This is a genomic window from Pectobacterium fontis (assembly GCF_000803215.1).
Lineage (GTDB): Bacteria > Pseudomonadota > Gammaproteobacteria > Enterobacterales > Enterobacteriaceae > Pectobacterium > Pectobacterium fontis.
Map to the genome: position 1 here is coordinate 23366 of NZ_JSXC01000015.1, position 24651 is coordinate 48016.

Annotated in this window: 21 protein-coding genes and 2 tRNA genes; 13 read left to right on the forward strand and 10 right to left on the reverse strand. The window is 53.2% G+C overall.

Translation table 11 applies throughout. From position 1 onward, the window contains the following. The first annotated feature begins 137 nt into the window (after window positions 1-137). The 5 genes from OI69_RS05290 (at window position 138) to OI69_RS05310 (ending at window position 7082) form a co-directional block, all read left to right on the forward strand. Window positions 138-2471: a Tex family protein gene (locus OI69_RS05290; RefSeq protein WP_039346957.1), complete on the forward strand. Its 2334-nt coding sequence runs from the start codon at window positions 138-140 to the stop codon at window positions 2469-2471. A gap of 328 nt (window positions 2472-2799) precedes the next feature. Continuing rightward, window positions 2800-3588 carry an IclR family transcriptional regulator gene (locus tag OI69_RS05295; RefSeq protein ID WP_039346959.1) on the forward strand — a complete coding sequence of 263 codons (789 nt, stop codon included), beginning with the start codon at window positions 2800-2802 and terminating at the stop codon, window positions 3586-3588. Window positions 3589-3925: 337 nt separating this feature from the next. Then, entirely contained in the window at window positions 3926-4882 is a 957-nt protein-coding gene (gene kdgT, locus OI69_RS05300) for a 2-keto-3-deoxygluconate transporter (RefSeq protein WP_039346961.1), read from the forward strand. A gap of 12 nt (window positions 4883-4894) precedes the next feature. Beyond that, window positions 4895-5731 (forward strand): 5-dehydro-4-deoxy-D-glucuronate isomerase, encoded by an 837-nt coding sequence (gene kduI, locus OI69_RS05305; protein WP_039346963.1) that lies wholly within the window; start codon window positions 4895-4897, stop codon window positions 5729-5731. Window positions 5732-6032: 301 nt separating this feature from the next. Continuing rightward, complete coding sequence (locus OI69_RS05310; protein ID WP_039346965.1) at window positions 6033-7082, forward strand: asparaginase; 1050 nt, start codon at window positions 6033-6035, stop codon at window positions 7080-7082. Window positions 7083-7184: 102 nt separating this feature from the next. Here OI69_RS05310 and OI69_RS05315 read toward each other — a convergent pair whose 3' ends face one another. The 7 genes from OI69_RS05315 to orn form a co-directional block, all read right to left on the reverse strand. Further along, entirely contained in the window at window positions 7185-8465 is a 1281-nt protein-coding gene (locus OI69_RS05315; RefSeq protein WP_039346967.1) for an FtsX-like permease family protein, read from the reverse strand. Next, window positions 8462-9154 (reverse strand): ABC transporter ATP-binding protein, encoded by a 693-nt coding sequence (locus tag OI69_RS05320; protein WP_039346969.1) that lies wholly within the window; start codon window positions 9152-9154, stop codon window positions 8462-8464. The genes OI69_RS05315 and OI69_RS05320 overlap by 4 nt, the downstream gene beginning before the upstream one ends. 8 nt (window positions 9155-9162) lie before the next feature. Beyond that, window positions 9163-9642, reverse strand: coding sequence for a hypothetical protein (locus tag OI69_RS05325; RefSeq protein ID WP_039346970.1), 480 nt, complete (start codon window positions 9640-9642; stop codon window positions 9163-9165). 12 nt (window positions 9643-9654) lie between these two features. Next, window positions 9655-11400 (reverse strand): alkaline phosphatase, encoded by a 1746-nt coding sequence (locus OI69_RS05330; RefSeq protein WP_039346972.1) that lies wholly within the window; start codon window positions 11398-11400, stop codon window positions 9655-9657. 266 nt (window positions 11401-11666) lie between these two features. Beyond that, window positions 11667-11742, reverse strand: a tRNA-Gly gene (locus OI69_RS05335). Window positions 11743-11818: 76 nt separating this feature from the next. Further along, a tRNA-Gly gene (locus OI69_RS05340) sits at window positions 11819-11894 on the reverse strand. Window positions 11895-12100: 206 nt separating this feature from the next. Continuing rightward, window positions 12101-12643 carry an oligoribonuclease gene (orn, locus tag OI69_RS05345; RefSeq protein WP_039346974.1) on the reverse strand — a complete coding sequence of 181 codons (543 nt, stop codon included), beginning with the start codon at window positions 12641-12643 and terminating at the stop codon, window positions 12101-12103. A gap of 183 nt (window positions 12644-12826) precedes the next feature. On the opposite strand from orn, the gene rsgA reads away from it, so the two are divergent. From rsgA to mscM, 3 genes are all read left to right on the forward strand, one after another. Next, window positions 12827-13876, forward strand: a complete 1050-nt coding sequence (gene rsgA / locus OI69_RS05350; RefSeq protein ID WP_039346975.1) for a small ribosomal subunit biogenesis GTPase RsgA — start codon at window positions 12827-12829, stop codon at window positions 13874-13876. Window positions 13877-14035: 159 nt separating this feature from the next. Beyond that, window positions 14036-15061, forward strand: a complete 1026-nt coding sequence (gene asd, locus OI69_RS05355; protein WP_039346976.1) for an archaetidylserine decarboxylase — start codon at window positions 14036-14038, stop codon at window positions 15059-15061. A 37-nt stretch (window positions 15062-15098) separates the two neighbouring features. Beyond that, window positions 15099-18422 carry a miniconductance mechanosensitive channel MscM gene (gene mscM, locus OI69_RS05360; protein ID WP_039346977.1) on the forward strand — a complete coding sequence of 1108 codons (3324 nt, stop codon included), beginning with the start codon at window positions 15099-15101 and terminating at the stop codon, window positions 18420-18422. 50 nt (window positions 18423-18472) lie between these two features. Here mscM and epmA read toward each other — a convergent pair whose 3' ends face one another. Further along, a complete protein-coding gene (gene epmA / locus OI69_RS05365; RefSeq protein ID WP_039346979.1) occupies window positions 18473-19450 on the reverse strand; it encodes an elongation factor P--(R)-beta-lysine ligase in 978 nt (325 codons plus the stop codon). A gap of 474 nt (window positions 19451-19924) precedes the next feature. On the opposite strand from epmA, the gene frdA reads away from it, so the two are divergent. The 5 genes from frdA to OI69_RS05390 all read left to right on the forward strand — a co-directional run bounded on the left by frdA (window position 19925) and on the right by OI69_RS05390 (window position 23925). Further along, complete coding sequence (frdA, locus tag OI69_RS05370; protein ID WP_039346981.1) at window positions 19925-21721, forward strand: fumarate reductase (quinol) flavoprotein subunit; 1797 nt, start codon at window positions 19925-19927, stop codon at window positions 21719-21721. After that, on the forward strand, window positions 21714-22451 hold the full coding sequence (locus OI69_RS05375) for a succinate dehydrogenase/fumarate reductase iron-sulfur subunit (RefSeq protein WP_039346983.1): 738 nt from the start codon (window positions 21714-21716) through the stop codon (window positions 22449-22451). The genes frdA and OI69_RS05375 overlap by 8 nt, the downstream gene beginning before the upstream one ends. Before the next feature lie 13 nt (window positions 22452-22464). Beyond that, window positions 22465-22860: a fumarate reductase subunit FrdC gene (gene frdC / locus OI69_RS05380; protein ID WP_039347050.1), complete on the forward strand. Its 396-nt coding sequence runs from the start codon at window positions 22465-22467 to the stop codon at window positions 22858-22860. Between the two features lie 14 nt (window positions 22861-22874). Continuing rightward, complete coding sequence (gene frdD / locus OI69_RS05385; protein WP_039346986.1) at window positions 22875-23231, forward strand: fumarate reductase subunit FrdD; 357 nt, start codon at window positions 22875-22877, stop codon at window positions 23229-23231. A gap of 109 nt (window positions 23232-23340) precedes the next feature. Next, a complete protein-coding gene (locus OI69_RS05390; RefSeq protein ID WP_039346988.1) occupies window positions 23341-23925 on the forward strand; it encodes a lipocalin family protein in 585 nt (194 codons plus the stop codon). Between the two features lie 125 nt (window positions 23926-24050). Here the strand turns inward: OI69_RS05390 and OI69_RS05395 are convergent, their stop codons facing one another. Continuing rightward, window positions 24051-24404: a DMT family protein gene (locus OI69_RS05395; RefSeq protein WP_039346990.1), complete on the reverse strand. Its 354-nt coding sequence runs from the start codon at window positions 24402-24404 to the stop codon at window positions 24051-24053. Window positions 24405-24517: 113 nt separating this feature from the next. Next, complete coding sequence (locus OI69_RS05400; RefSeq protein WP_005972977.1) at window positions 24518-24649, reverse strand: entericidin A/B family lipoprotein; 132 nt, start codon at window positions 24647-24649, stop codon at window positions 24518-24520. Window positions 24650-24651 lie beyond the last annotated feature (2 nt).

A 24651-nucleotide genomic window follows, 5' to 3' on the forward strand; every position in this document is an offset into this window, starting at 1 on the left:
AAGCGCTTATCTTTTTGGCGCAACACGGGTCTGATCGCTCCCGCATTCCAGAGGGTGACGGCTGGCATTTTTCACGTTCAATCCGTATAACTGTCCCCACTTGTTTAATTCACTTGATGACGATTGATATCAGACCTATGAATGATTCATTAAGCCACCTTATCGCCAGCGAATTGCAGGCACGCACGGAGCAGGTAGACGCCGCAGTTCGCTTGCTGGACGAAGGAAATACCGTCCCTTTTATTGCCCGTTACCGTAAAGAAGTGACCGGCGGGCTGGATGACACCCAACTGCGCCAGCTCGAAACGCGCCTCAGTTATCTGCGTGAACTGGAAGACCGACGCCAGACTATTCTGAAATCCATCGATGAGCAGGGAAAGTTAACCGCGCAACTCGCCACCGCCATCAACGGCACGCTGAGCAAAACCGAGTTGGAAGATCTCTACCTGCCGTACAAACCTAAACGCCGCACGCGCGGGCAGATAGCGATTGAAGCCGGTCTGGAACCATTGGCAGAGGGTCTGTGGCAAGATCCGCATCAGGAACCGGAACTGGCTGCGCAGGCTTATGTCGATGCCGATAAAGGCGTGGCGGATGTGAAAGCCGCGCTGGATGGCGCCCGTTATATCCTGATGGAACGCTTTGCCGAAGATGCCACGCTGCTGGCAAAAGTGCGTCACTATCTGTGGAAAAACGCCCATCTGGTTTCCCGTGTTGTGGAAGGGAAAGAGGAAGAAGGTGCGAAATTCCGTGACTATTTCGATCATCACGAACCGATTTCACAGGTGCCGTCGCACCGCGCACTGGCGATGTTCCGTGGTCGTAACGAGGGTGTGCTGCAACTGGCGTTGAATGCCGATCCACAGCACGAAGAAGCGCCGCGCGAGAGCTACTGCGAACAGATTATTATCGACCACCTGAATCTGCGTTTAGGAAACGCGGCGGCCGACAGTTGGCGACGCGCGGTGATTAGCTGGACGTGGCGCATCAAAGTGCTGCTGCACCTTGAAACCGAGCTAATGGGCAGCGTGCGTGAAAAAGCCGAAGACGAAGCGATCAATGTTTTTGCCCGCAACATGCACGACCTGCTAATGGCCGCTCCGGCGGGGATGCGTGCCACCATGGGGCTTGATCCAGGCCTGCGTACCGGTGTCAAAGTGGCGGTGGTCGATGCTACTGGCAAGCTGGTCGCCACCGACACCATTTATCCACATACCGGTCAGGCAGCCAAAGCCGCGACGGTTGTCGCCGCGCTGTGCCTCAAACATCAGGTTGAACTGGTCGCGATTGGCAACGGCACGGCCTCACGCGAGACCGAACGTTTCTTCCTCGACACGCAGAAGCAATTTCCAGACATCAAGGCGCAGAAAGTGATCGTCAGCGAAGCAGGTGCCTCGGTGTACTCGGCCTCCGAGCTGGCTGCGCAAGAATTCCCCGATCTGGATGTGTCGTTGCGCGGTGCGGTGTCGATCGCCCGTCGTTTGCAGGATCCGCTGGCGGAGTTGGTGAAGATCGACCCGAAATCCATCGGCGTGGGTCAGTATCAGCATGATGTAAGCCAGAGCCTGCTGGCGAAAAAACTGGATGCCGTGGTCGAAGACTGCGTAAATGCCGTCGGCGTTGATCTGAATACCGCGTCCGTGGCGCTGTTAACCCGTGTCGCAGGGCTGACACGCATGATGGCGCAAAATATTGTGACCTGGCGCGACGAGAATGGCCGTTTCCACAACCGCGAACAGTTACTGAAAGTCAGCCGTCTGGGGCCAAAAGCCTTTGAACAGTGCGCGGGCTTCCTGCGCATCAACCACGGCGATAACCCGCTGGATGCTTCTACCGTTCACCCGGAAGCGTATCCGGTGGTGGAACGCATTCTGGCCGCCACCGAACAGGCGTTACAGGCGCTGATGGGGAATCCCAACGCGCTGCGTAACCTGAAGCCGGCAGATTTCACCGATGCGCGTTTCGGCGTACCGACTGTTACCGACATCATCAAAGAGCTGGAAAAACCGGGGCGCGATCCACGTCCTGAGTTCAAAACGGCCAGCTTCGCCGAGGGTGTCGAAACCTTAAACGATCTGCTGCCGGGCATGATTCTGGAAGGTTCGGTCACTAACGTCACCAACTTCGGCGCGTTTGTAGATATCGGCGTCCATCAGGACGGTTTGGTACACATTTCGTCACTGGCCGATCATTTCGTTGACGATCCGCACAAGGTCGTGAAAGCAGGCGACATCGTGAAAGTAAAAGTGATGGAAGTGGATCTGCAACGTAAACGCATCGCGCTGACTATGCGGCTGGACGAGCAGCCGGGCGAGACGGCTTCACGCCGTGGCGCTGGCAATGCACGCGGCGATAGCAACACGTCTGCACGCCCGTCAGCAGGTAAATCACGTCCCCGCCCAGTGAACGCGCCAGCCACAGGCAATAGCGCGATGGGTGATGCGCTGGCCGCCGCCTTTAAAAAGCGTTAATCACTAATGCTGAGTGTTTAAGTACAAGATCCACAGGGGGTGAAAACTCCCTGTGTTTCCCCGAATAATCGGCTTAAGTGATCCCTATTAGCGAATCACCATTCTATTATTATTTAAAAACTCCCTGACCTTATGAAAATAATATCAGGGAGTTTTATTTCCCTGCCAAAATATCGCTATTTTGTTTCCCTAATAAAACTCAACTCTATTTATATTGAAATATTCAACCATTTCTAAATTGTTTTGTGATCTGTATCTAGGTAAATAAATTACCGTTACGTTATTATTGTTCTATATAGGAAACCATAGTTTTATATATAGAACAATCATGAATATATTCCAACAACTCGAACACAGTAAAGCCCCTGCGGCGGTGCGTTTAGTGATGATTATTGATTATATCGCCAAGCGTGACGAAGCCAGCTTCACGGAGATTTGTACTGACTTATCTATCCCCAAAAGCAGTGTGCATCATCTATTAGAGGTGCTGGTGGTCACGCAACTGCTGCGCCAACGTGCAGACGGTCGTTATGTTTTGGGATTAAGACTGTTCGAGTTGGGTGGTCTGGTAATAAAGAATATCGATCTGCGTAAAGACACGATTAACTTTATGCATGAGTTAGTCAAAGAAACGGAGTTAACCTGTCATCTCGGTATTCTGGATGGCGATAATGGCTTCTTTCTGAGTAAAGTGGAATCGCCCAAGGCCATCGTAAAAACTTCCTGGGAAGGTAAGAAAATCGTCTTTAACCGTATGTCTCTGGGAAAGGTATTATTAGCCTGGCTGCCACCGGAAAGAATTGACGCGTTGATTGCCGATTGTACGTTTGAATATTTAACCCCCCGGACAATTACCAAAAAAGAAGATTTTCTACAGCACCTGAAAATCGTCAAGGAACAGGGCTGGGCCATAGATGACGGCGAAGATATAGAAGAAATTTGCTGTATGGCTGCCCCGATCTTTAACCAGAATGGTGACGTCATCGCTGCAATTGGCGTTAACGGCATGCAATCACAATACGCTAATGGGAAAAAAGAGAAACATCTGGCAAGCCTGATTAAAACCAGCAAAGCGATCACCGCGCATATTAACAGTAGGAATACGGATAGCAGATAATCTATTTCCCAAAACATACCACGATAAATTTTAATTTGTGAATACAGTCATGCATCAATCAGCGTGACGGATAAGCGACAACGTCATTACCTGTGAATGTTAATCAAACATAACGGGACGGCCATCTATCACTAAAAATAGGGAAATGGCCATAAAACTAAAAAAAGAAGAGTATTCATTCTCAATTTCATAATAAGGATAACCATCTTCATTCATTAATGAAACAGGGTAATAACACCACGGTGTTTTACTCCCCTATTTATTACTGCATTCCAATCATCCATCTGCTTTCACTGAAGGCGGCTGAGTATTTTTTTATTTTTAAATGAGGTTTTTCATGAAAATCAAACAAGCTATTGATAAAATCCCTGGGGGATTAATGCTAGTACCGCTCTTTTTGGGCGCGATTTGTAATACCTTTACGCCCGGGGCGGGGAAATATTTAGGCTCTTTCAGCAATGGGCTGATTACCGGCACGATCCCTATTTTGGCGGTCTGGTTTTTCTGCATGGGCGCGTCCATTGAATTTAAAGCAACGGGAACCATGTTGCGAAAATCAGGCGTGCTGGTGGTGACGAAAATCGCCACCGCCTGGGTGGCCGCGCTGATCGCGGGCACATTTTTGCCAGGCGACGGCATCCAAAACGGTTTGCTGGCCGGGATCTCCGTGCTGGCGCTGGTTGCAGCCATGGACATGACGAACGGCGGGCTGTATGCCGCTTTGATGAACCAATACGGTTCGAAAGAAGAAGCAGGCGCGTTCGTGTTGATGTCTCTGGAATCCGGCCCGTTGATGACCATGGTGATTCTGGGTGCCAGCGGTATCGCTACCTTTGAACCTCAGCTCTTTGTCGGTGCCGTACTCCCCTTCCTGATTGGCTTTGCGCTAGGCAACCTCGACCCTGACCTGAGAAAACTGTTCGGTAATTCCGTACAAACGCTGATTCCTTTCTTCGCTTTTGCGCTGGGTAACACGATCAATTTAGCCGTGATCCTCCAAACTGGCTTCGCCGGCATCTTCCTCGGCCTGCTGGTGATTGTGGTAACGGGCATTCCGCTGATTCTGGCGGATAAATTTATCGGCGGTGGCAATGGCACCGCAGGCGTGGCCGCCTCCAGCAGCGCAGGGGCCGCCGTCGCCACACCGCTGCTGATCGCGAATATGGCACCGGAATTCGCGCCGGTTGCTCAACAGGCGACCGCACTCGTCGCCACCAGCGTGATCGTGACATCAGTCTTGGTGCCCATCCTTACGGCATTATGGGCAAAACGCTTTTCACCTAAACACGCATAAAAAGGTAACGAAATGGACGTACGACAGAGTGTACACAGTGAACATGCGAAAACGCTTGATACCACCGAGCTGAGAAAGAAATTTCTCATTGAGCAGATATTTACGCCAAACCACTACACCATGACCTACAGCCACATCGACCGTATTGTTGTCGGTGGGATCATGCCAGTAGAGGGCGAGATCACGTTTGATGACGGTATCGGCAAGCAATTTGGCGTGAACTATTTTCTTGAGCGACGCGAACTGGGGCTGATTAATATCGGCGGCCCGGCAAAAATCGTTATCGACGGCACAGACTACGAGGTTGGCAACGAGGAAGCGCTCTACGTTGGGAAAGGCGCTAAAGCCTTAGCATTCAGCAGCCTGGACAAGGCGAAGCCAGCAAAGCTGTATTATAACAGCGCACCGGCACACGCCGTTTTTCCGACACGCCTCATTACTCAGGATGACGCAATCAAAGCCCCGCTGGGCGATGTCAACACCTGCAACAAACGAACGATTTGCAAATATCTGGTGCCGGAAGTGGTGGAAACCTGCCAGTTGAGTATGGGATTAACGCGTCTGGAGGAAGGCAGCAACTGGAACTCCATGCCGACGCATACCCATGAACGCAGAATGGAGGTTTACTTCTATTTTGACATGGCGGAAGACACCATTATCTTCCATATGATGGGTGAACCGCATGAAACGCGTCATCTGGTAATGCATAACGAGCAGGCGGTGATCTCCCCCAGTTGGTCGATTCACACTGGCGTCGGCACCAAAAACTATGCCTTTATTTGGGGGATGATCGGCGAAAATCTGACGTTTGACGACATGGACCATATTGCGATGCGGGACTTACGCTAATACGTCTGGCATTACAGCGATCGTAAAATGCAGCAGGGTGAATCTCATTCACCCTGTTTTTTTATGGAGCAGTCACATGCCGAATGCCCCCGCAGCGATCACCGCGCACTACGCTGGCATTTCCAGCACGTCTCTCCTTCCACGACACTCACCATCATGGTGCAGTTCAGCCGCCAGTGCCCCACGGCGTGCACTACGTTAACGATTATTCACAATTAATTAGCCGACTAACCTATAGATAAACATTGGTACAGAAGTTGCTTTTGTCCTTACTCTGCCATGACAACAATAAGGATCTGCAATGCAACTCTCATTTATCACACGCGCTATCGCCGCTACCTGTCTGATGATGTCATCTCATATGCTACTGGCTGATGACACGAAACCCGGCGTTACGATATACGCAACCGGCGGCACGATTGCCGGCAAAGCAGAATCCAACACAGCCACAACAGGCTATCAGGCGGGGGCTATCGGTATTCAGGAACTGCTGAACGCCGTGCCCGCTATTGGTGATGTCGCGACGGTAACAGGTGAGCAAATCGCCAACACCGCCAGTGGAAATATCGATCAGGCCATTTTGTTGAAGCTATCTAAAGCGATTAACAAACAGCTAGGCGAGGCAAACACACACGGCGTCGTCGTCACTCACGGCACCGACACCCTGGAAGAAACGGCGTTCTTTCTCGATCTGACGGTAAAAAGCGAGAAACCCGTCGTTATCGTCGGCGCAATGCGCCCTGCCACCGCTATCAGCGCAGACGGTTCAATGAACCTGCTGGAAGCCGTCACGCTAGCGACCAGTAAGAACGCGGAAAAACGCGGCGCGATGGTGCTGCTGAACGATCGTATCGGCTCCGCCTTCTACACCACCAAAACCAACGCCACATCATTGGACACCTTCAAAGCCAATGAGCAAGGCTATCTGGGTGCCTTCTACGGCGGCGTGCCGCGCTTCTTTTACCAGCCAGCCGCCCCAGAAAACAAACCGTTCTTTGACGTAAGCAATAAGGAAGCGCTGGCGAAAGTCGATATTCTGTACAGCTATCAGGATCAAGACAGCGGCCTGCTAAATGCCGCGATTGAACAGGGCGCAAAAGGCATCATTATCGCGGGTAGCGGCAACGGCTCTACGCCCACTCGTGTAAAAGAAGACATTAAGAAAGCGGTCGCAAAAGGCATTCCAGTGGTGATCAGTACGCGCACGGGCAACGGCTATGTCACCGACAAGAAGAAAGACGGCGCTATCGGCAGCGGATTCTACAACCCACAGAAAGCACGCATTCTGCTTTCGCTGGCGTTGTCTAACGGCGACGACATCGAGAAAATCCGCAGCTATTTCGAGCAATAATCGCAGGGTAAACCGTAGTACTGAGGTATCCCGCCACATTAACCTGTCGGGATACTTTTCAAAACACCGGATTATGTTCACTGTGGATGTCGATGCGCACCATCACTCGCCACGCAACGCCGTAGCAGGAGACTGGCGATAAGACAGCATTGCCGGGATGGTGAGGACAACGGCGGCAACCAATAACAGCAGCAGGACGAATTGGAGGTCTTCACCTTCCAGCGTGACAGGCAGGACAAAACCGCTTTTCTCGCTCATCACCACCGCAATCGCACGGGCGGCAAGATAGCCCAAGCCAACGCCCAGCAGCACGCCGACGCTCACCAGCGACATCAACCCGCTCCAAATCAGCGTGAAAATACCGTAGCGCGGGGCGCCAAATGCGCGCAGTGCGCCGATCTGTTTCTGCCGTTGCCTCAGGTGGATCACCGCCACCATCGCCACCGCGATACCCACTAATCCCTGCGTACCCAGCGAGATATACGTCAGCAGTTCACGAATATCCCCCAGCATCGAATACAGCTTCACCAGCACTTCACCAGGGAACACCGCCAGCGTCGTGTTGCTGCGATACAGTGACCGCAACTGATAGGCACCCGCGATTGTTTTCGGTTTTACCACGATAGCGGGCACCCCCGCCTGATGGGCGTGCCCCTGTGCTGCACCGTGCGCGTCATGGTGAGGTTCATCGGCATGAGCCTCCGCATGTGCGGTATCATCATGATGTTCCCCCTCATGCGCATGTTCACCATGTTCATCGTGCAGTGGAGAAATGCCATGCACGCGCCACACCGCGTTCACCGGCACCAGAATCGCTTTATCCCATGCGCTGCCGTCGGCAGGCAGCACGCCGACCACGGTGTAGGTGACATCATCATGCGCGTGTGCCCCTTCCGTGCCGATCTGGCCGTGAATCGGGCTAAATGTGCTCCCTACCGTCAGCCCCGTTTGCGCGCCGACCACGGCCTCAAAGCCGTCATTGAACACGCGTCCGGCGGTGAGCGGTCGTTTACCGTTATCCGTCACCAGAGGCGGCGTAGTGCCGACAATCGGCATCCCCTGATAGAAATCACCAAACGCGACCGGTGCCGTCCAGGCCACCAGCGGGTTCTTCTCCAGATCGGTTAACACCTGTGCGGGAATCAGCGTCAGCGCAGACGGTTGCAGAAACACGGACGACAACACCAGTTGCGTTTCGCTCCCCGGCGCGCCAATCACCAGATCGAAACGGTCAGCCGCTTTGGCGCTCCCCATACGTAGCGCCCTTTCCTGCAAGCTGACTGAAATACTTAACGCTGTCGCTACTGCGATCAGCAACACCACGACCAGCACACCCGGCCAGAGTCGACGCCAGTCAACCCAGATAAGACGCCATGGAATCATGCCCGACCCTCCTGAGACCGCGTATCCGCCACGAGGCGTCCTTTTTCCAGTTGAATACAGCGCGACATCTGCGAGGCCAGACGCGCATCGTGCGTAATCGCGATCAGCGTGGCGCGACTCTCACGCGCCAGCGTCACCAGCAGATCGGCAATCTGCTCGCCGCTCTGCGCGTCCAGACTGGCCGTGGGCTCATCGGCGACGATAATATCTGGCTCCCTGAGCAACGCTCTCGCTACCGCGACCCGTTGCTTCTCGCCGCGTGATAACACGTCAACCGGATGTTGCGCGGTATCCAGCCCCACCTGCGCCAGCAAATCCGCCGCCCGTTGCCTGAGCGACGCGGGTATCCGCCAGTGATGAAACTGCGCAGGCAGTAATACGTTCTCCAACGCATTCAAACCGGGGAACAGATGGAAATCCTGCATCACCAGCCCGATATGCTCTGCCCGCCAGCGGTCGCGCTCCGCTTCGTTCATCTGCCAGATATCCTGCTGTTCCCACTGCACACAGCCCGTTCCGCTGTGATCGAGGCCAGTGATGGCATTCACCAGCGTGGTCTTGCCGGAGCCGGACGGCCCCATCACCGCGACCCGCTCGCCGGAACACATCGACAGCGCGGGGATCTCCAGCACGGCCTCAGACGTATCGGGGAAGATCACACTCAGGTGTTGAATCAATAACTCCGCCATCAGTGCTCCTAAAGGGTATCGAACGTGGCTTCACGCAGGCGCAGCAGGCTGACAAACCCCGTTTCGGGATCGGTCCACGATCCGTGCTCCAGCACGCCTTCCACCTCAATCATGGTGTTGTTCTGTACGAAGGTCTGACGTTTGGCGAGGTAGACGACAACAATATCCTCAGGCCAATCCGCATCAGATGAACAGAAAGGGCACAGCGCCATCGGCATCTTGGTTAAGACAAAAAATTGTGATTCCGCCTTGAGCGGCGGTGCCATAAAGCCGCGCATTTTTACCCGTTTACCGGAGAGCGCTTTAACATCACTGGAGAATTCCAGACCCAGCACGCCGTAAGAGGCGTACAGTTTATCGAAGGAAAGTTCAGACTGCGCGGCGTTTACCGGAGCGATCCCGCCGAGGAGGACCGCTACCAGCACGACACGCAGCCAACAGAATAAAAGCGGAGTCGCCCCCGCTTGGTTACCTATCGCAGTATTCATTGCGTCGCCGAATTACTTCTTGTCCTGCGGTTTCACCGCCAGTGCATCAACAATCACCCGAAACAGATCGGTGTTTTCCATATAGCCACGAATGCGCTCTGCACCGGGGCCGCTGGCCTGAATCACCATATCGTCCACGGCATGCACTCCCGTATCGGACGAGCGTGGCAGGATCCCTTCACGGAATACCGCGCCCTGTACGTTCTCGTAGGCTTTGTTGGCAACGTATTCATCTTTTTCGTTCTTGATAGCCGGAACGAACTGGCCATCCAGCTTCGGACGGAACGTTTCGTAATAATCAGGGAAGTTGTTGAAGAACACCGCCAGACGTTTAGAAACGTTCAGGTCATCCGGGTAGCCGTCTTTGTTGGCATCCTGATAGTTCGGGTAACCCGCCTCTTCATACACGCCCACTTTCTCACGCATCTCGGTGCCCGGCTTGTTATCATCCACTGTGCCGATGATCGACAGGCCGTGCGTGTGGTCGCCCGTCACGATGATCATCGTATCTGGGTGTTTCTCGGCGAATTGCCTGGCGATGGCTACCGACTGATCCAGCATGATGGTGCTGGTGAAAGCACGTTCCCAATCCAGCGGGTGCGAGGCTTTGTCGATCAGTGCGGATTCCACCATCAGGAAGAAGCCGTCTTGGTTTTTGGACAGCACATCCAACGCGGCCTGCGTCATGTCCGTCAGGTCTGGTTGATTCGGGAATTTTTTGGCGACATCGTTTTTCAGGAAACGACGATCCATCACACCGTCCATATTGCCGGTGTGAAACAGACCCAGCAGCTTCGTCGCCTGTGCGGCGTTTTTCTTCAGTGAATCCGCATCCGTTACCAGCGAGTAGCCAGCCTGTTGGAACTTCTCAACGTAGTTGGTTTCGTCTTTACGCTTCGAACCTGGCGTGCTTTTCGGCAGAAAATAGGCTGAACCGCCGCCCAACATCACGCTTGGCTGCACGTTGTAGAACATCTCAACGATTTCGGCCTTATCCGCACGACGGCGCGTATGGGAGACGACCGCTGCTGGCGTGGCATCCTGAAGTTCCGCATCGCTGACGACACCGACAGACATCTTGGTCGAACGGGTCAGCAGTTCACCCAGCGTTTCCTGCTTCGGGTGTTCCAGTGAATTTTTGCTCCGGCTGACGTACACACCCAGCGCGTTCACGCCGGATTTGTGACCGGTCATGTAGGCGCTCATGGTGTTGGCGCTATCGGCTGCAATCGAATCGGTACTGGAGGTGCCGGCAAATGCCATATATTGCAGGTCATCAATCGCCAGACGACCATCAGCTTTCCCTTCCGTCACGCCTTTGGACAGAATGCGCGCGCCAGTGCGGTGTGCAACGGACAGGCCATCGCCGATGAACAGAATCACGTTTTTGGCTTTCCGCGTACCGGACGTCTGATACACCTCCCAGTTCACCTGCGTCTTCTTGCCTTTGGCTTCTGCCTCTACCACATACTTGCCCGCTTCCGGCAGGCTGACGTCGCGCAGCCAGACAGTCGAGGCATTTTCACCGTCTTCACGCTCGACAAACGATGCCGTTTTGCCCAGCACCTGTTGGTAATCTTTGCCGTTAATCAGAATGCGGATATCTTCCGGCTTAAGCACTTGATCAAACTCGACTTTAAAATCGAATTTCCCGCCTGCCAGCATGGTGGCGCGGTCAATGGGATAAATAGCCTGAGCCTGCACCATCCCCGGTAAGGCAGCAGAAATCAGTAAAGGCAGTAACCAGCGAGCTTTCATTGTTATGTCCTTGGTTGCGTCATTAAGCAGGACATAACGTAGTTACCTTTTTTTACAGTTTGATGACTAAAACGCAAAATTTGTAATGAGACATATTCGCGGCAGGAAGGAGCATGTATTGAATACGGTAATGATAAGAAAAACTATCCGTTTTTATAGACGAGAAAAGCGTGGATATAAGTAAATTTCGCTGGATGCTCAACAGAGCGATTAGCTTGTTAAATCAGGGAGCTACAGACTTTGGCGGCAGTCTATAGATAAAGAATTGGAGCGGGAAACGAGACTCGAACTCGCGACCCCGACCTTGGCAAGGTCGTGCTCTACCAACTGAGCTATTCCCGCATATCGGACAGACAATAACTGGCGTTACGTCTTATTACTGCACACGATTTGTATGGTGACAAGCCGTGATGAAAATTGGAGCGGGAAACGAGACTCGAACTCGCGACCCCGACCTTGGCAAGGTCGTGCTCTACCAACTGAGCTATTCCCGCTCGGGAAATCTTCATACGATGTTGAAGTTCTTTAATTGAAATTCTTCATCACTATGGGGTGCGCATTATACGAGGAATTCTTTTAACCGCAAGCCCCAAAAATGAAAAATCATTCAACTGCTGATAAAAAAAACAATTCGCTGACAAAACAGTCATCATGGCGCAAATAGCAGCAGATCGCCACACATCACGCCTTACTTCATCGACTACAGTCGCAGAAAGTTCTCACGATAATAGACCAGTTCCGCGAGCGATTCGCGAATGTCATCCATCGCCTGATGTGTGCCCTGCTTCTTAAAGCCCGCCAGAATTTCCGGCTTCCAGCGCCGCGCCAGTTCTTTAAGCGTGCTGACATCCAAATAGCGGTAGTGGAAGTAAGCTTCCAGCTCAGGCATGTAGCGGAACAGGAAGCGGCGATCCTGACCGATGCTGTTGCCACAAATCGGCGATTTACCAGCAGGCACCCATTTTTGTAAAAATGCCAGCGTTTCCAGTTCAGCAGTACGTTCATCTCTGGTGCTGGCCTTAACGCGATCGGTAAGCCCGCTGGCGCCGTGCGTGCGCACATTCCAGTCATCCATCAACGCCAGTTGGCTATCCGATTGGTGCACCGCCAGCACCGGCCCTTCAGCCAACACGTTCAGATTTGCATCCGTTACCAGTGTCGCGATCTCAATGATGCGATCGTGATCCGGGTTCAGTCCTGTCATTTCAAGATCGATCCAGATCAGGTTATTTTCATTTACCATCGTGGGATTTCCTGTTCCAGTGTGCCCTGTAGTCGATACCAAGATATCAGTATCATTCTCAGTGCAGATACCAACAAAGTGGCATCAGTTAATTAAAATCAAATAGGGTGTATTATAGTCTGTTGAAACGCGGCGAGCGACAACCCGCTGCCGCGAACGATAAATCGTCTTAAGTGAGGCTCAGTGAGCAAAAAAAAACTGTCGAAAGGTCAGCAGCGTCGGGTTAGCGCCAACCACCAGCGCCGCCTGAAAAACACGGAAAGCAAAATCGAATGGGAAGATAGTCAACTAGGTGATGCGCAGGAAGGCATTATCATCAGCCGATTCGGTATGCACGCCGATGTGGAAGCCACCGATAGCGTGGTGCACCGCTGCAACATTCGTCGGACTATTTCATCGCTGGTTACGGGCGACCGCGTCGTCTGGCGGCCCGGCCATGAATCGCTCGCGGGCATCAGCGGGATCGTGGAAGCCGTTCACCCGCGCCAATCAGTCCTGACACGCCCTGACTATTACGATGGCATTAAACCTATCGCCGCCAATATCGATCAGATCGTGATCGTCTCGGCCATATTGCCCGAACTGTCGCTAAACATTATCGATCGCTATCTGGTCGCCTGCGAAACGCTGGAGATCGAGCCGCTGATCGTGCTGAACAAAATTGATCTGTTGGATGATCAGTCCCGCCAATTTGTTGATAAATCGATGGATATCTACCGTGCGCTCAACTATCGCGTGCTGATGGTGTCCAGCCATACTCAGCAAGGCATTCCTGAGTTAGAACAGGCTCTCACTGACCGCATCAGTATTTTCGCCGGACAATCAGGCGTAGGGAAATCCAGTCTGCTTAACGCGCTACTTGCACTGGGTGAAGAGCGCATTCTGGTGAATGAGGTTTCCGATAATTCCGGGCTGGGGCAACACACCACTACCGCTTCCCGGCTGTACCACTTCCCGCACGGCGGCGACGTGATCGACTCACCGGGCGTACGCGAATTTGGTCTGTGGCATCTGGAACCCGAACAGGTTACGCGTGGTTTCATTGAATTACGGGAATACATCGGCTCCTGTAAGTTCCGTGATTGTAAACATGAAAACGATCCGGGCTGCGCCATTAACGCTGCACTTGAGCGCGGTGATATTGCCACAGAGCGCTTTGATAACTATCACCGCATTCTGGAAAGCATGGCGCAAGTAAAAACGCGTAAAGGCTTTTCGGATACGGATAACTGACATTTATCATGACCCTCGTTACAATGCGCCCCCTTTGAGAGTCAGCGAACTCGCTGATTCGCTTTCTGGGCTACCGCTGGCAGCGCAAAGCGTATATCCCAGACAGCATGTTTTATGAAGCATCGTTTTATGGCGCACAATTAATCCAAGAGGCTCACTGTGCTGGATACTATCAAAATCAAATTACAGTATTGGCTTCCCAAGATCTGGCTGACCCGCTTAGCGGGCTGGGGAGCAAATAAGCGTGCGGGAAAACTCACCAAGCTGGTGATCGATCTGTTTGTCCGTCAATACAACGTCAATATGCAGGAAGCGTTCCAGCCGGATACCGCGTCCTATCGCACGTTTAACGAATTTTTTGCTCGCCCGCTGCGCCCTGGCGTCCGTCCTGTCGATCCTCATGCGCACCGTCTGGTGCAGCCCGCAGACGGCGTGCTATCGCAGTTTGGCCCGATTACTGACGGTAAGCTGATTCAGGCAAAAAATCACGATTACACACTGGAAGCCCTGCTGGCTGGCAACTATGTGATGGCCGACCTGTTCCGCGATGGTCTGTTTGCCACGATTTATCTTTCACCGCGTGACTATCATCGCCTCCACATGCCGTGCGACGGCGTGCTGCGCGAGATGATTTATGTACCGGGCGACCTGTTCTCCGTTAACTTGCTGACGGCGGATAACGTGCCGAATCTGTTTGCTCGTAACGAGCGTGTCATTTGCCTGTTTGATACTGAATTCGGCCCATTGGCACAGATTCTGGTGGGCGCGACCATTGTCGGCAGCATCGAAACCGTCTGGTCAGGCGTGGTAACGCCACCACGCGAAGGCATCATCAAGCGGTGGACCTATCCTCAAGCGGGTGAAGAAGGCGCGGTCGTGCTGGCGAAAGGTGAGGAAATGGGGCGCTTCAAGCTAGGCTCAACCGTGATTAACCTGTTTGCCGCTGGCCATAATCTCCAGTTTGCCGCACATCTGAATACCCTGAGTGTGACTCGCATGGGTGAACCGTTTGCCGAAGTTCGCCAGGATGAGCAAACGCCCGTTGTCTTCCCGGAAGGAACCGAGCTGGAAGCAAGCGACGCCGTACCACCTGTCGCTGCCGCATCGGAATCTGTTCAGGCTGAGGAGCACGCGCCTGTGGCAGATGCATCCGGCCAGACGGGCCACAAACCCGATGCGCCATAAATAACGCTGGTTTTTCTATTTATGTAAGGTAGCTAACGTGCGTCTGATTCTGACTTTTCTTTTGGGATGTTTATTATCAACCGCCGCGTTGGCTGCCACGGCGCCCAATGAGGCACAGTTACGCCAGCAGCTACAGCAGGCGGAAGCCAACAAAGGTGCAGCCGATCAGGCGAAAATTGTTGAGGAATATCAGGCAGCGCTGAATACCTTGCAGGATCGCAAAGAGGCGCAGGAACGTGCCACACAATATCAGCGCGTTATCGATGATTTCCCCAAGCTGGTTCAGGAACTGCGTCGCCAGCTTAATGCCGAAGACGGAAAGCCAGCGCCGATTTCTGAGAGTCTCTCCAGCAACGATCTCGAACAGCAGTTACTGCAAACCAGCAGCCAACTGCTGGAACAGGCTCGTCAGCTCCAGCAGGAACAGGATCGACTGCGTGAAATCAGCGATTCACTGAGTCAGCTTCCGCAGCAGCAAACGGAAGCCAGCCGCATGCAAAGCGATGCGGAACGGCGAATTCAATCGCTCGGTACGCCCGCCACCCCGCTGGGACAAGCGCAGCTCGTTGCGCTTCAGGCTGAATCCGCCCTGCGTAAAAGCCGAGTGGATGAACTGGAACTCGCGCAGCTTTCGGCCAGCAACCGTCAGGAACTGTCTCGTTTACGCGTCGAACTGTATAAGAAGCGTCACGACAGGCTGGATCTACTGCAACAGGATTTGCGCGGCCGACTCAACAGCCTGCGTCAGCGTGAAGCCGAGCAGGCATTAGAACGCACCGAGCTTCTCGCGGAACAAAGCGGTGATTTACCCGCTGCCATCAGCAAACAGTTACAGGTTAACCGCGAGCTTTCCGTCGCGCTGAATCAGCAAGCGCAGCGGATGGATCTGATTGCCTCTCAGCAACGTCAGGCAGCCACACATACCATTCAGGTTCGCCAGGCGCTGAGTACGATTCGCGAACAGGCACAGTGGCTCGGCGTTTCCCCGATATTGGGCGAAACATTACGCGCGCAGATCGCCCGCCTGCCGGACATGCCCAAACCTCAGTTGCTGGATAGCGACATGGCGCAGTTGCGTGTACAACGCCTGCATTTCGAAGATCTGATCAACAAACCGCAAGAGATTGATCAGATGAAACAAGACAATGGCGATCCGCTGACCGCTTCACAGCAGCGCATTCTGACCGATCAGATGCGTACCCAACGCGACCTGCTGACGTCACTGATTTCCGGCTGTGATTCACAGATTCTCGAACTCACCAAACTCAAAGTCGCCAATAATCAACTGGCGGATGCGTTAACCGAGACGCGCGAAGCCGCGCATCGCGATCTATTTTGGGTCGCGGATGTCGACCCCGTGACGTTCGCCTATCCGATCAAGCTGTTACAGGATTTAACACGTCTGCTGTCTCTGGATACGCTGACGCAGTTGGGTAGCGCGCTGGTGATGATGGTAACCAGTCAAGAAACCATACTGCCACTGCTGGGCGCGTTGCTGCTGGTGGGCTTCAGTATCAGCTCCCGCCGTCACTATCATGCCTTTATGGAACGCGCCAGCAGCCGTGTCGGCAAGGTCACGCTCGACCACTTTATGCTAACGTTGCGCACGGTGTTCTGGTCAATCCTTACCGCCCTGCCGCTCCCGGTTCTCTGGGCTGCGCTGGGCTATGGCCTGCAAAACGCCTGGCCTTACCCAATTGCCGTCGCCGTCGGTGATAGTGTCACCGCGACGGTGCCGCTGATGTGGCTAGTGATGATTAGCGCCTCATTCGCACATCCTCAGGGGCTGTTCATTGTCCACTTCCGCTGGTCACCGGAGCATGTCGCCAGAGCGATGCGCTACTATCGCCTGTCCATCGCCTTTATCGTGCCGCTGATTATGGCGCTGATTACCTTCGATAAACTCAACGATCGCGAGTTTTCCAGCACGCTGGGGCGACTGTGCTTCATCCTTCTGTGCATGGCGTTGAGTTTGGTTACGGCGGGGTTAAAGCGTGCCGGTATCCCGCTGTATCTGGATAAAGAAGGGTCAGGGGAAAATTCCGTCAACCGGGCGATGTGGAACATCCTGATCGCCATGCCGCTTATTGCTGCACTGGCCTCCTGCATCGGTTATCTGGCCACCGCACAGGCGCTGCTGGCACGCCTCGAAACCTCTGTTTCTATCTGGTTCTTCCTGCTGGTGGTTTACCACATTATTCGCCGTTGGATGCTGATTCAGCGGCGTCGCATCGCTTTCGACCGCGCCAAGCAACGACGTTCAGAAATTCTGGCGCAGCGTGCCAAAGGCGAAGAGGACGTATCATCCGCGTCATCCCATGAAAGCAGTTCAGAAGCGCTGGAAGAGCCTGTCGTCGATCTGGACGCCATTAGTGCGAAATCCTTGCAACTGGTGCGATCGATTCTGACGCTGATCGCACTGGTTTCCGTTATCGTTCTGTGGTCGGAAATTCATTCCGCCTTCGCCTTCCTGGAAAATATCAGCCTGTGGGATGTTTCCAGCACGGTCAAAGGGGTGGAAAGCGTACAGGCGATTACGCTGGGATCGGTGCTGATCGCGATTCTGATCTTCATTATTACCGCGCAACTGGTGCGTAATCTCCCTGCGCTGTTGGAATTAGCAATCCTACAGCATCTGGATTTGTCACCGGGCAGCGGCTATGCCATTACCACCATCAGCAAATATATTCTGATGCTGATCGGCTGCCTGATGGGGTTCTCGCTGATTGGGATCGAATGGTCGAAACTGCAATGGCTGGTTGCCGCACTGGGTGTGGGACTCGGCTTCGGTTTACAGGAGATCTTCGCTAACTTTATCTCCGGCCTGATCATCCTGTTCGAGAAACCGATCCGTATCGGCGATACCGTCACGATCCGCGATCTCACTGGTAGCGTCATGCGGATTAATACCCGCGCTACCACCATTTCCGACTGGGATCGTAAAGAGATTATCGTGCCGAACAAGGCGTTCATCACCGAGCAGTTCATTAACTGGTCGCTGTCCGACTCGGTTACGCGTGTTGTAATGACGGTGCCCGCTCCCGCGAATGCTAACAGCCAGGAAGTCACAGAACTGCTGATGGATGCGGTGAAGCGTTGTTCGCTGATTCTGGATACGCCGGAACCGGAAGTGTTTTTGGTCGACCTGCAACAGGGGATTCAGATTTTCGAACTGCGTATTTTTGCCGCCGAAATGGGGCACCGTATGCCGCTGCGCCACGAACTGCATCAGTTGATTCTGGAAAACTACCGCAAGCACAATCTGGAACTGCCTTTCCCGCCGTTCCAGGTGAAAATGGATAATCTGTCACGCAGTGGAAGAATGCTGACGCCACGGCAGCGAACGCCAGGCAGTTTATAAAAGAGGAAAATGGGCGGCGGCCGGATGTGACGCCGCCCGGTATTGATTTGCTACGCGCGCTCTACGGAGAATGCAATGACATCACTCAGTTGCTCAGCATTCAGCGCCAGCATAATCAAACGATCCACGCCCAACGCGACACCGGCACACTCCGGCAGGCCATGTTTCAGCGCTGCCAGCAGATTTTCATCAATCGGCTGCTGCGGCAAATCACGCACGGCGCGCTTGCGGTTATCCTGCTCGAAACGCTGACGTTGCTCATCCGCATCGGTCAATTCACGGAAGCCGTTCGCCAACTCAATCCCTTTGAAATAAACTTCAAAACGCTCGGCAACGCGATGGTCTTCTGAACTGATCTCCGCCAGTGAGGCCTGCGTGGCGGGGAAATGGTAGACAAACGCGGGTTTATCGCAGCCAATATTTGGTTCAACACCGAAGGTGAACAGCATCTGTACCAGCGAATCGCGATCGTCTTCGCGGCAGGCGATATCGCCCAGCCCGAGCTTTTCTGCCACTTCACGCAGTTGCGCTTTATCGACAGACAGCGGGTCGATCTCCAGATGGCGTAAAAATGCCTGCTGATAAGAGAGCATCTCTGCGCTTTCACAGTCCAACACCTGCTGCAACAGGTCATCGACCTCATTCATCAGGCGGTACATATCATAGTGAGGGCGATACCATTCCAGCATGGTGAATTCAGGGTTGTGATGTCGCCCTGATTCTTCATTGCGGAAACTGCGGCACAGTTGAAAGATCGGACCACTGCCAGCCGCCAACAGGCGCTTCATGTGGTATTCCGGGCTGGTCATCAAATACAGCGTCATGCCATCCGCTGCGCCGGGGCCAACGAAACGAGTCTGAAACGGGTACAAGAAAACATCCGTTACCGTCGCCTGGCTCATCGCAGGCGTTTCGACTTCCAGCACACCACGATCGGTGAAGAAACGTCGGATAGCTGCAATGATCGACGCTCGTTTCAACAAATTAGCGACAGAAGCAGTAGGTTGCCAACTTGTCGTCTCGCTCATGGTTCTTACTCCAAAGTCAAAATAGGGGATGCAGTCTACCCGCATCAGCCCAAATTTCCAGCGGAAAAAAGCCAACGCCACCTTTCAGCCGGACAACATCTCCCCTTTCGGCGGGGGCGGCCAGAATAGCAGCCATCAATGATATCTAGCGGATCATTTTCTTATATCGTGCAGTAAGGGATTATTAAACAAACAAAGGCATTATTTCTCCGTAAATAAGTCTTTCGATCACGTTTTTATCAATAAATACCAGCCCTGCCGAAAAAGCCACAAAATGCAGGATTACATCAAATTTCACCTACCTATAATTCGGTATAATTATTCCCATACAAAAATTATAGGTTTATCTGTTCTTTATACCTCTATCACATAATTTTCAGCGGGTTTGATATTAAGCTCGGATATAAAGATAGAAACGAATAGATATTATTTTTTTATTTTAATTTAATTAACTTAAGTAACTGGAGGAATGCATTGCAAACCTTTAATGCAGATTTGGCCATTATCGGGGCCGGGGGAGCTGGCCTACGCGCGGCAATTGCTGCCGCAGAAGCTAACCCCCAACTGAAAATCGCTCTGATCTCAAAAGTCTACCCAATGCGTAGCCATACCGTGGCGGCAGAAGGTGGGTCAGCAGCGGTGACTCAGGAACATGATAGCTTCGATTATCACTTCAACGACACCGTATCCGGTGGCGACTGGCTGTGTGAACAGGACGTAGTTGAGCACTTCGTCAAGCACTGCCCGGAAGAGATGATTCAACTGGAACAGTGGGGCTGCCCCTGGAGCCGTAAACCGGATGGTTCTGTCAACGTTCGCCGCTTTGGCGGGATGAAGATCGAGCGCACCTGGTTTGCTGCCGATAAAACCGGCTTCCACATGCTGCACACGCTGTTTCAAACCTCCCTTAAATATCCGCAAATTCAACGTTTTGACGAGCACTTTGTCCTCGATGTTCTGGTCGATGACGGTCAGGCGCGTGGTCTTGTTGCCATCAATATGATGGAAGGTTCGCTGATTCAGATCCGTGCTAACGCCGTCGTGCTGGCGACCGGCGGCGCGGGTCGCGTGTACCGTTACAACACTAACGGCGGCATCGTCACCGGTGATGGCATGGGCATGGCGTTCCGCCACGGCGTTCCGTTGCGTGATATGGAATTCGTTCAATATCACCCGACTGGTTTACCCGGCTCTGGTATCCTGATGACAGAAGGCTGCCGCGGTGAAGGCGGCATCATGGTCAATAAAGACGGTTATCGTTACCTGCAAGACTACGGTATGGGCCCGGAAACACCGCTCGGCCAGCCGAAAAACAAATACATGGAGTTGGGGCCACGCGATAAAGTGTCGCAGGCGTTCTGGCACGAATGGCGCGCAGGCCGCACCGTCTCTACGCCATTAGGCGACGTGGTTTACCTCGATCTGCGCCACCTCGGCGAGAAGAAGCTGCTGGAACGTCTCCCGTTCATCTGCGAGCTGGCAAAAGCCTATGTCGGCGTCGATCCGGTGAAAGAGCCGATTCCTATCCGTCCTACCGCACACTACACGATGGGCGGCATTGAAACCGATCAGAACTGTGAAACCCGCATCAAGGGTCTGTTTGCCGTCGGCGAATGCTCCTCTGTTGGCTTGCACGGCGCGAACCGTCTGGGTTCCAACTCGCTGGCTGAACTGGTGGTCTTTGGGCGCGTCGCGGGTGAGCACGCCGTACAGCGCGCACAGGCAGCCGCCCCCGCCAATGGCGCGGCGCTGGAGGCACAAACGCGCGACATCGAGCAGCGCCTGCATGACCTGATGAATCAGGAAGGCACCGAAAGCTGGGCGAAAATCCGTGACGAAATGGGTATGTCGATGGAAGAAGGCTGCGGTATTTATCGCACCACCGACCTGATGCAAAAAACCGTCGATAAGATGGCGGAGCTGAAAGAACGCTTCAAACGTGTGAAAATCACCGACCGCTCCAGCGTATTCAACACCGATCTGCTATACACCGTTGAATTGGGACACAGCCTGGATGTAGCGGAATGCATGGCGCACTCGGCCATCAACCGTAAAGAGTCTCGCGGCGCGCACCAGCGTCTGGATGAAGGTTGCACCGAGCGTGATGACGTTAATTTCCTGAAGCATACGCTGGCGTTCTATAACCCGGAAGGCGCACCTCGTCTGGAATACAGCGATGTGAAGATTACCAAACTGCCACCAGCTAAACGCGTATACGGTGCAGAAGGTGATACGCAGGAAGGCAGCAAGAAGGAGCAGGCGAATGGCTGAGATGATCAAAACCCTGAAAATGGACGTCATGCGCTATAACCCTGAACAGGACAGCGAACCGCATTTTGAGACGTTCGACGTTCCGTACAATACACAGACTTCCCTGCTGGATGCGCTGGGTTATATCAAAGATAATCTGGCGCCGGATCTCTCCTACCGCTGGTCCTGCCGTATGGCTATCTGTGGCTCCTGCGGCATGATGGTCAACAACGTCCCCAAACTGGCCTGTAAAACCTTTTTGCGTGACTACACCAACGGTCTGAAGGTTGAAGCGCTGGGCAATTTCCCTATCGAGCGCGATCTGGTGGTCGATATGACCCACTTCATCGAAAGTCTGGAAGCCATCAAGCCCTATATTATCGGCAACGATCGTAAACCGGCTGACGGCCCGAACAAACAGACGCCGGCGCAAATGGCGAAATATCACCAGTTCTCCGGCTGTATTAACTGCGGTCTGTGCTATGCGGCATGCCCACAGTTTGGCCTGAACCCGGAGTTCATCGGTCCGGCGGCGATTACGCTGGCGCACCGTTATAACCTGGACAACCGCGACCACGGCAAGAAAGCACGTATGCCGCAGTTGAACGGGAGTAACGGCGTTTGGAGCTGTACGTTTGTGGGCTACTGCTCAGAGGTGTGTCCGAAACATGTTGACCCTGCCGCCGCCATCCAGCAAGGCAAAGTCGAAAGTGCGAAAGACTTCATGATCGCCATGCTGAAACCACAATAAGGGAGGGACAATGATGACATCTAAACGTAAAGCGTATGTTCGCGACATGTCGCCGACCTGGTGGAAAAAGCTGGGGTTCTACCGCTTTTATATGTTGCGTGAGGGAACGGCCGTTCCTGCCGTCTGGTTCAGCATCGTACTGATGTGCGGCGTCTTCGCACTGAAGAACGGGCCGGAAGGTTGGGCAAACTTCGTCAGCTTCCTGCAAAATCCGCTGGTGCTGCTGATCAATATCGTTGCGCTACTGGCTGCCGCGCTGCACACCAAAACCTGGTTTGAACTCGCGCCGAAAGCCAGCATCATCATCGTCAAAGATGAAAAAATGGGGCCAGAGCCAATCATTAAAGGGCTTTGGGCTGTCACCGTGCTGGTAACCGTAGCCGTTCTGGCGATCGCCTTACTATTCTGAACAGGAGAACTAACGTGATTAACCCAACGCCAAAACGTGCCGACGAACCGCCTTTCTGGGGCTTGTTCGGCGCAGGTGGGATGTGGAGCGCGTTCTTCGCGCCGGTGATCATCCTGCTGGTCGGTGTGATGCTGCCTCTGGGCCTGTTCCCGGATGCATTAACCTATGAGCGCATCGCCGCGTTCAGCCAGAGCTTTATCGGCCGCGTATTCTTACTGTTAATGATTGTGCTGCCGATTTGGTGTGGTTTGCACCGTATCCACCATGCCATGCATGACCTGAAAATCCATGTTCCTGCCGGAAAATGGGTGTTCTACGGCCTGGCGGCCATCCTGACTGTAGTTACCGTCATCGGTGTCGTCACACTGTAAATGCAACATAAAAAACGGCCTGCACCATAGCGCGCAGGCCGTTTTATTTCCCGCCTGACCATGCCCATCGTCTACACTGGAACAGAGATGAAAACGATGAGACGTCAATATGATACATTTTAACGGTATTCGCTTTAACGCCACTTTCCTCAGGCTTTTTTTCTTCAAAATCAGACAATGCGGGAAGGCATGTATTGCCGCGCTGGTGGCGCTCTTTTCTGTCGCCTGTAGCGTAACGCCGCCCGCTAACGTTACCGTAGTGGAAAATTTTGATGTCAATCGTTACCTCGGTACGTGGTATGAGATCGCCCGCCTCGACCACCGCTTCGAACGTAATCTGGAGCGCGTAACGGCAACCTACAGCCCGCGAGATGATGGTGGCATCAAGGTGATCAATCGTGGCTTTAACGTCGAAAAACAAGAGTGGAAAGAGAGCACCGGGAAGGCGTATTTCACGGGGTCCCCCCAGCGTGGCGCGCTGAAAGTGTCATTCTTCGGGCCGTTCTATGGCGGTTACAACATTATCGAACTGGATGACGAGTACCGCTACGCCCTAATTTGCGGGCCGAACCGCGACTATCTGTGGATTCTCGCGCGCACGCCGACGCTGGATGCAGCGACACGCGACAAACTGGTTGCCACAGCTAAACGTTATGGCTTCCCGACAGAGGCGCTGATGTGGGTTAATCAGTAATCCGATCATATTGACCGCCCGATCATATTGACCGCAACAATGGGGTAAAGCAGCTATACCCTAAATAATTCGAACTGCGTGAGGGCGGCCAACGCACCAGCAGCTTGAAGTATGACGGATATGCGTTATCCCATAATCTTATCGCGAAACATAAAGAAAACTGCGCCCAACAGGCACAGCCCTGCCCAAATATAATCCGTGCGGAAGGGTTCTTTTAAAATAATCATCGAGAAAGGGATAAATACGGAAAGGCTGATCACTTCCTGCAATATTTTCAATTGACCAGCAGAGGCAACCTGATAACCGATTCGATTAGCTGGCACCTGTAAGAGGTATTCAAATAATGCGATCCCCCAACTGACCAACGCAGCAATTATCCAGGTACGACCACTGAAATAGCGCAAATGCCCGTACCACGCGAACGTCATAAATATATTGCTCAACGTCAACATGCCGACAGTAATGAAAAGAGGCGACATAATTACTTCTCCGAGTGATCCACTTTCACATTATCTCGCCGCGGGGAAGAAAACACCATCACGGCATTTTCTTCCACCCGGAAAAGTTATTACGACTTATTTCCCACTTGGGATTACTGAGCGCTGCGCTGAATGGCCTTACCACCCGCTTCAACATCTTGTCCAACACCGCGGGTGGTATTACACCCAACAACGGCGGAAAGAATAACCAGAGAGAAAATGGCAACAAAAGCTTTCTTCAACATAC

Bases quoted from the DNA above. Each gene is read 5' to 3' on its own strand.
- OI69_RS05290 (WP_039346957.1), top strand. From the start codon at position 138: ATGAATGATTCATTAAGCCACCTTATCGCCAGCGAATTGCAGGCACGC.
- OI69_RS05325 (WP_039346970.1), bottom strand. From the start codon at position 9,642: ATGAATACTGCGATAGGTAACCAAGCGGGGGCGACTCCGCTTTTATTC.
- kduI (WP_039346963.1), top strand. From the start codon at position 4,895: ATGGACGTACGACAGAGTGTACACAGTGAACATGCGAAAACGCTTGAT.
- OI69_RS05400 (WP_005972977.1), bottom strand. From the start codon at position 24,649: ATGTTGAAGAAAGCTTTTGTTGCCATTTTCTCTCTGGTTATTCTTTCC.
- OI69_RS05320 (WP_039346969.1), bottom strand. From the start codon at position 9,154: ATGGCGGAGTTATTGATTCAACACCTGAGTGTGATCTTCCCCGATACG.
- OI69_RS05330 (WP_039346972.1), bottom strand. From the start codon at position 11,400: ATGAAAGCTCGCTGGTTACTGCCTTTACTGATTTCTGCTGCCTTACCG.
- OI69_RS05295 (WP_039346959.1), top strand. From the start codon at position 2,800: ATGAATATATTCCAACAACTCGAACACAGTAAAGCCCCTGCGGCGGTG.
- OI69_RS05390 (WP_039346988.1), top strand. From the start codon at position 23,341: ATGATACATTTTAACGGTATTCGCTTTAACGCCACTTTCCTCAGGCTT.
- frdC (WP_039347050.1), top strand. From the start codon at position 22,465: ATGACATCTAAACGTAAAGCGTATGTTCGCGACATGTCGCCGACCTGG.
- OI69_RS05310 (WP_039346965.1), top strand. From the start codon at position 6,033: ATGCAACTCTCATTTATCACACGCGCTATCGCCGCTACCTGTCTGATG.
- OI69_RS05315 (WP_039346967.1), bottom strand. From the start codon at position 8,465: ATGATTCCATGGCGTCTTATCTGGGTTGACTGGCGTCGACTCTGGCCG.
- OI69_RS05375 (WP_039346983.1), top strand. From the start codon at position 21,714: ATGGCTGAGATGATCAAAACCCTGAAAATGGACGTCATGCGCTATAAC.
- OI69_RS05395 (WP_039346990.1), bottom strand. From the start codon at position 24,404: ATGTCGCCTCTTTTCATTACTGTCGGCATGTTGACGTTGAGCAATATA.
- epmA (WP_039346979.1), bottom strand. From the start codon at position 19,450: ATGAGCGAGACGACAAGTTGGCAACCTACTGCTTCTGTCGCTAATTTG.
- orn (WP_039346974.1), bottom strand. From the start codon at position 12,643: ATGGTAAATGAAAATAACCTGATCTGGATCGATCTTGAAATGACAGGA.
- kdgT (WP_039346961.1), top strand. From the start codon at position 3,926: ATGAAAATCAAACAAGCTATTGATAAAATCCCTGGGGGATTAATGCTA.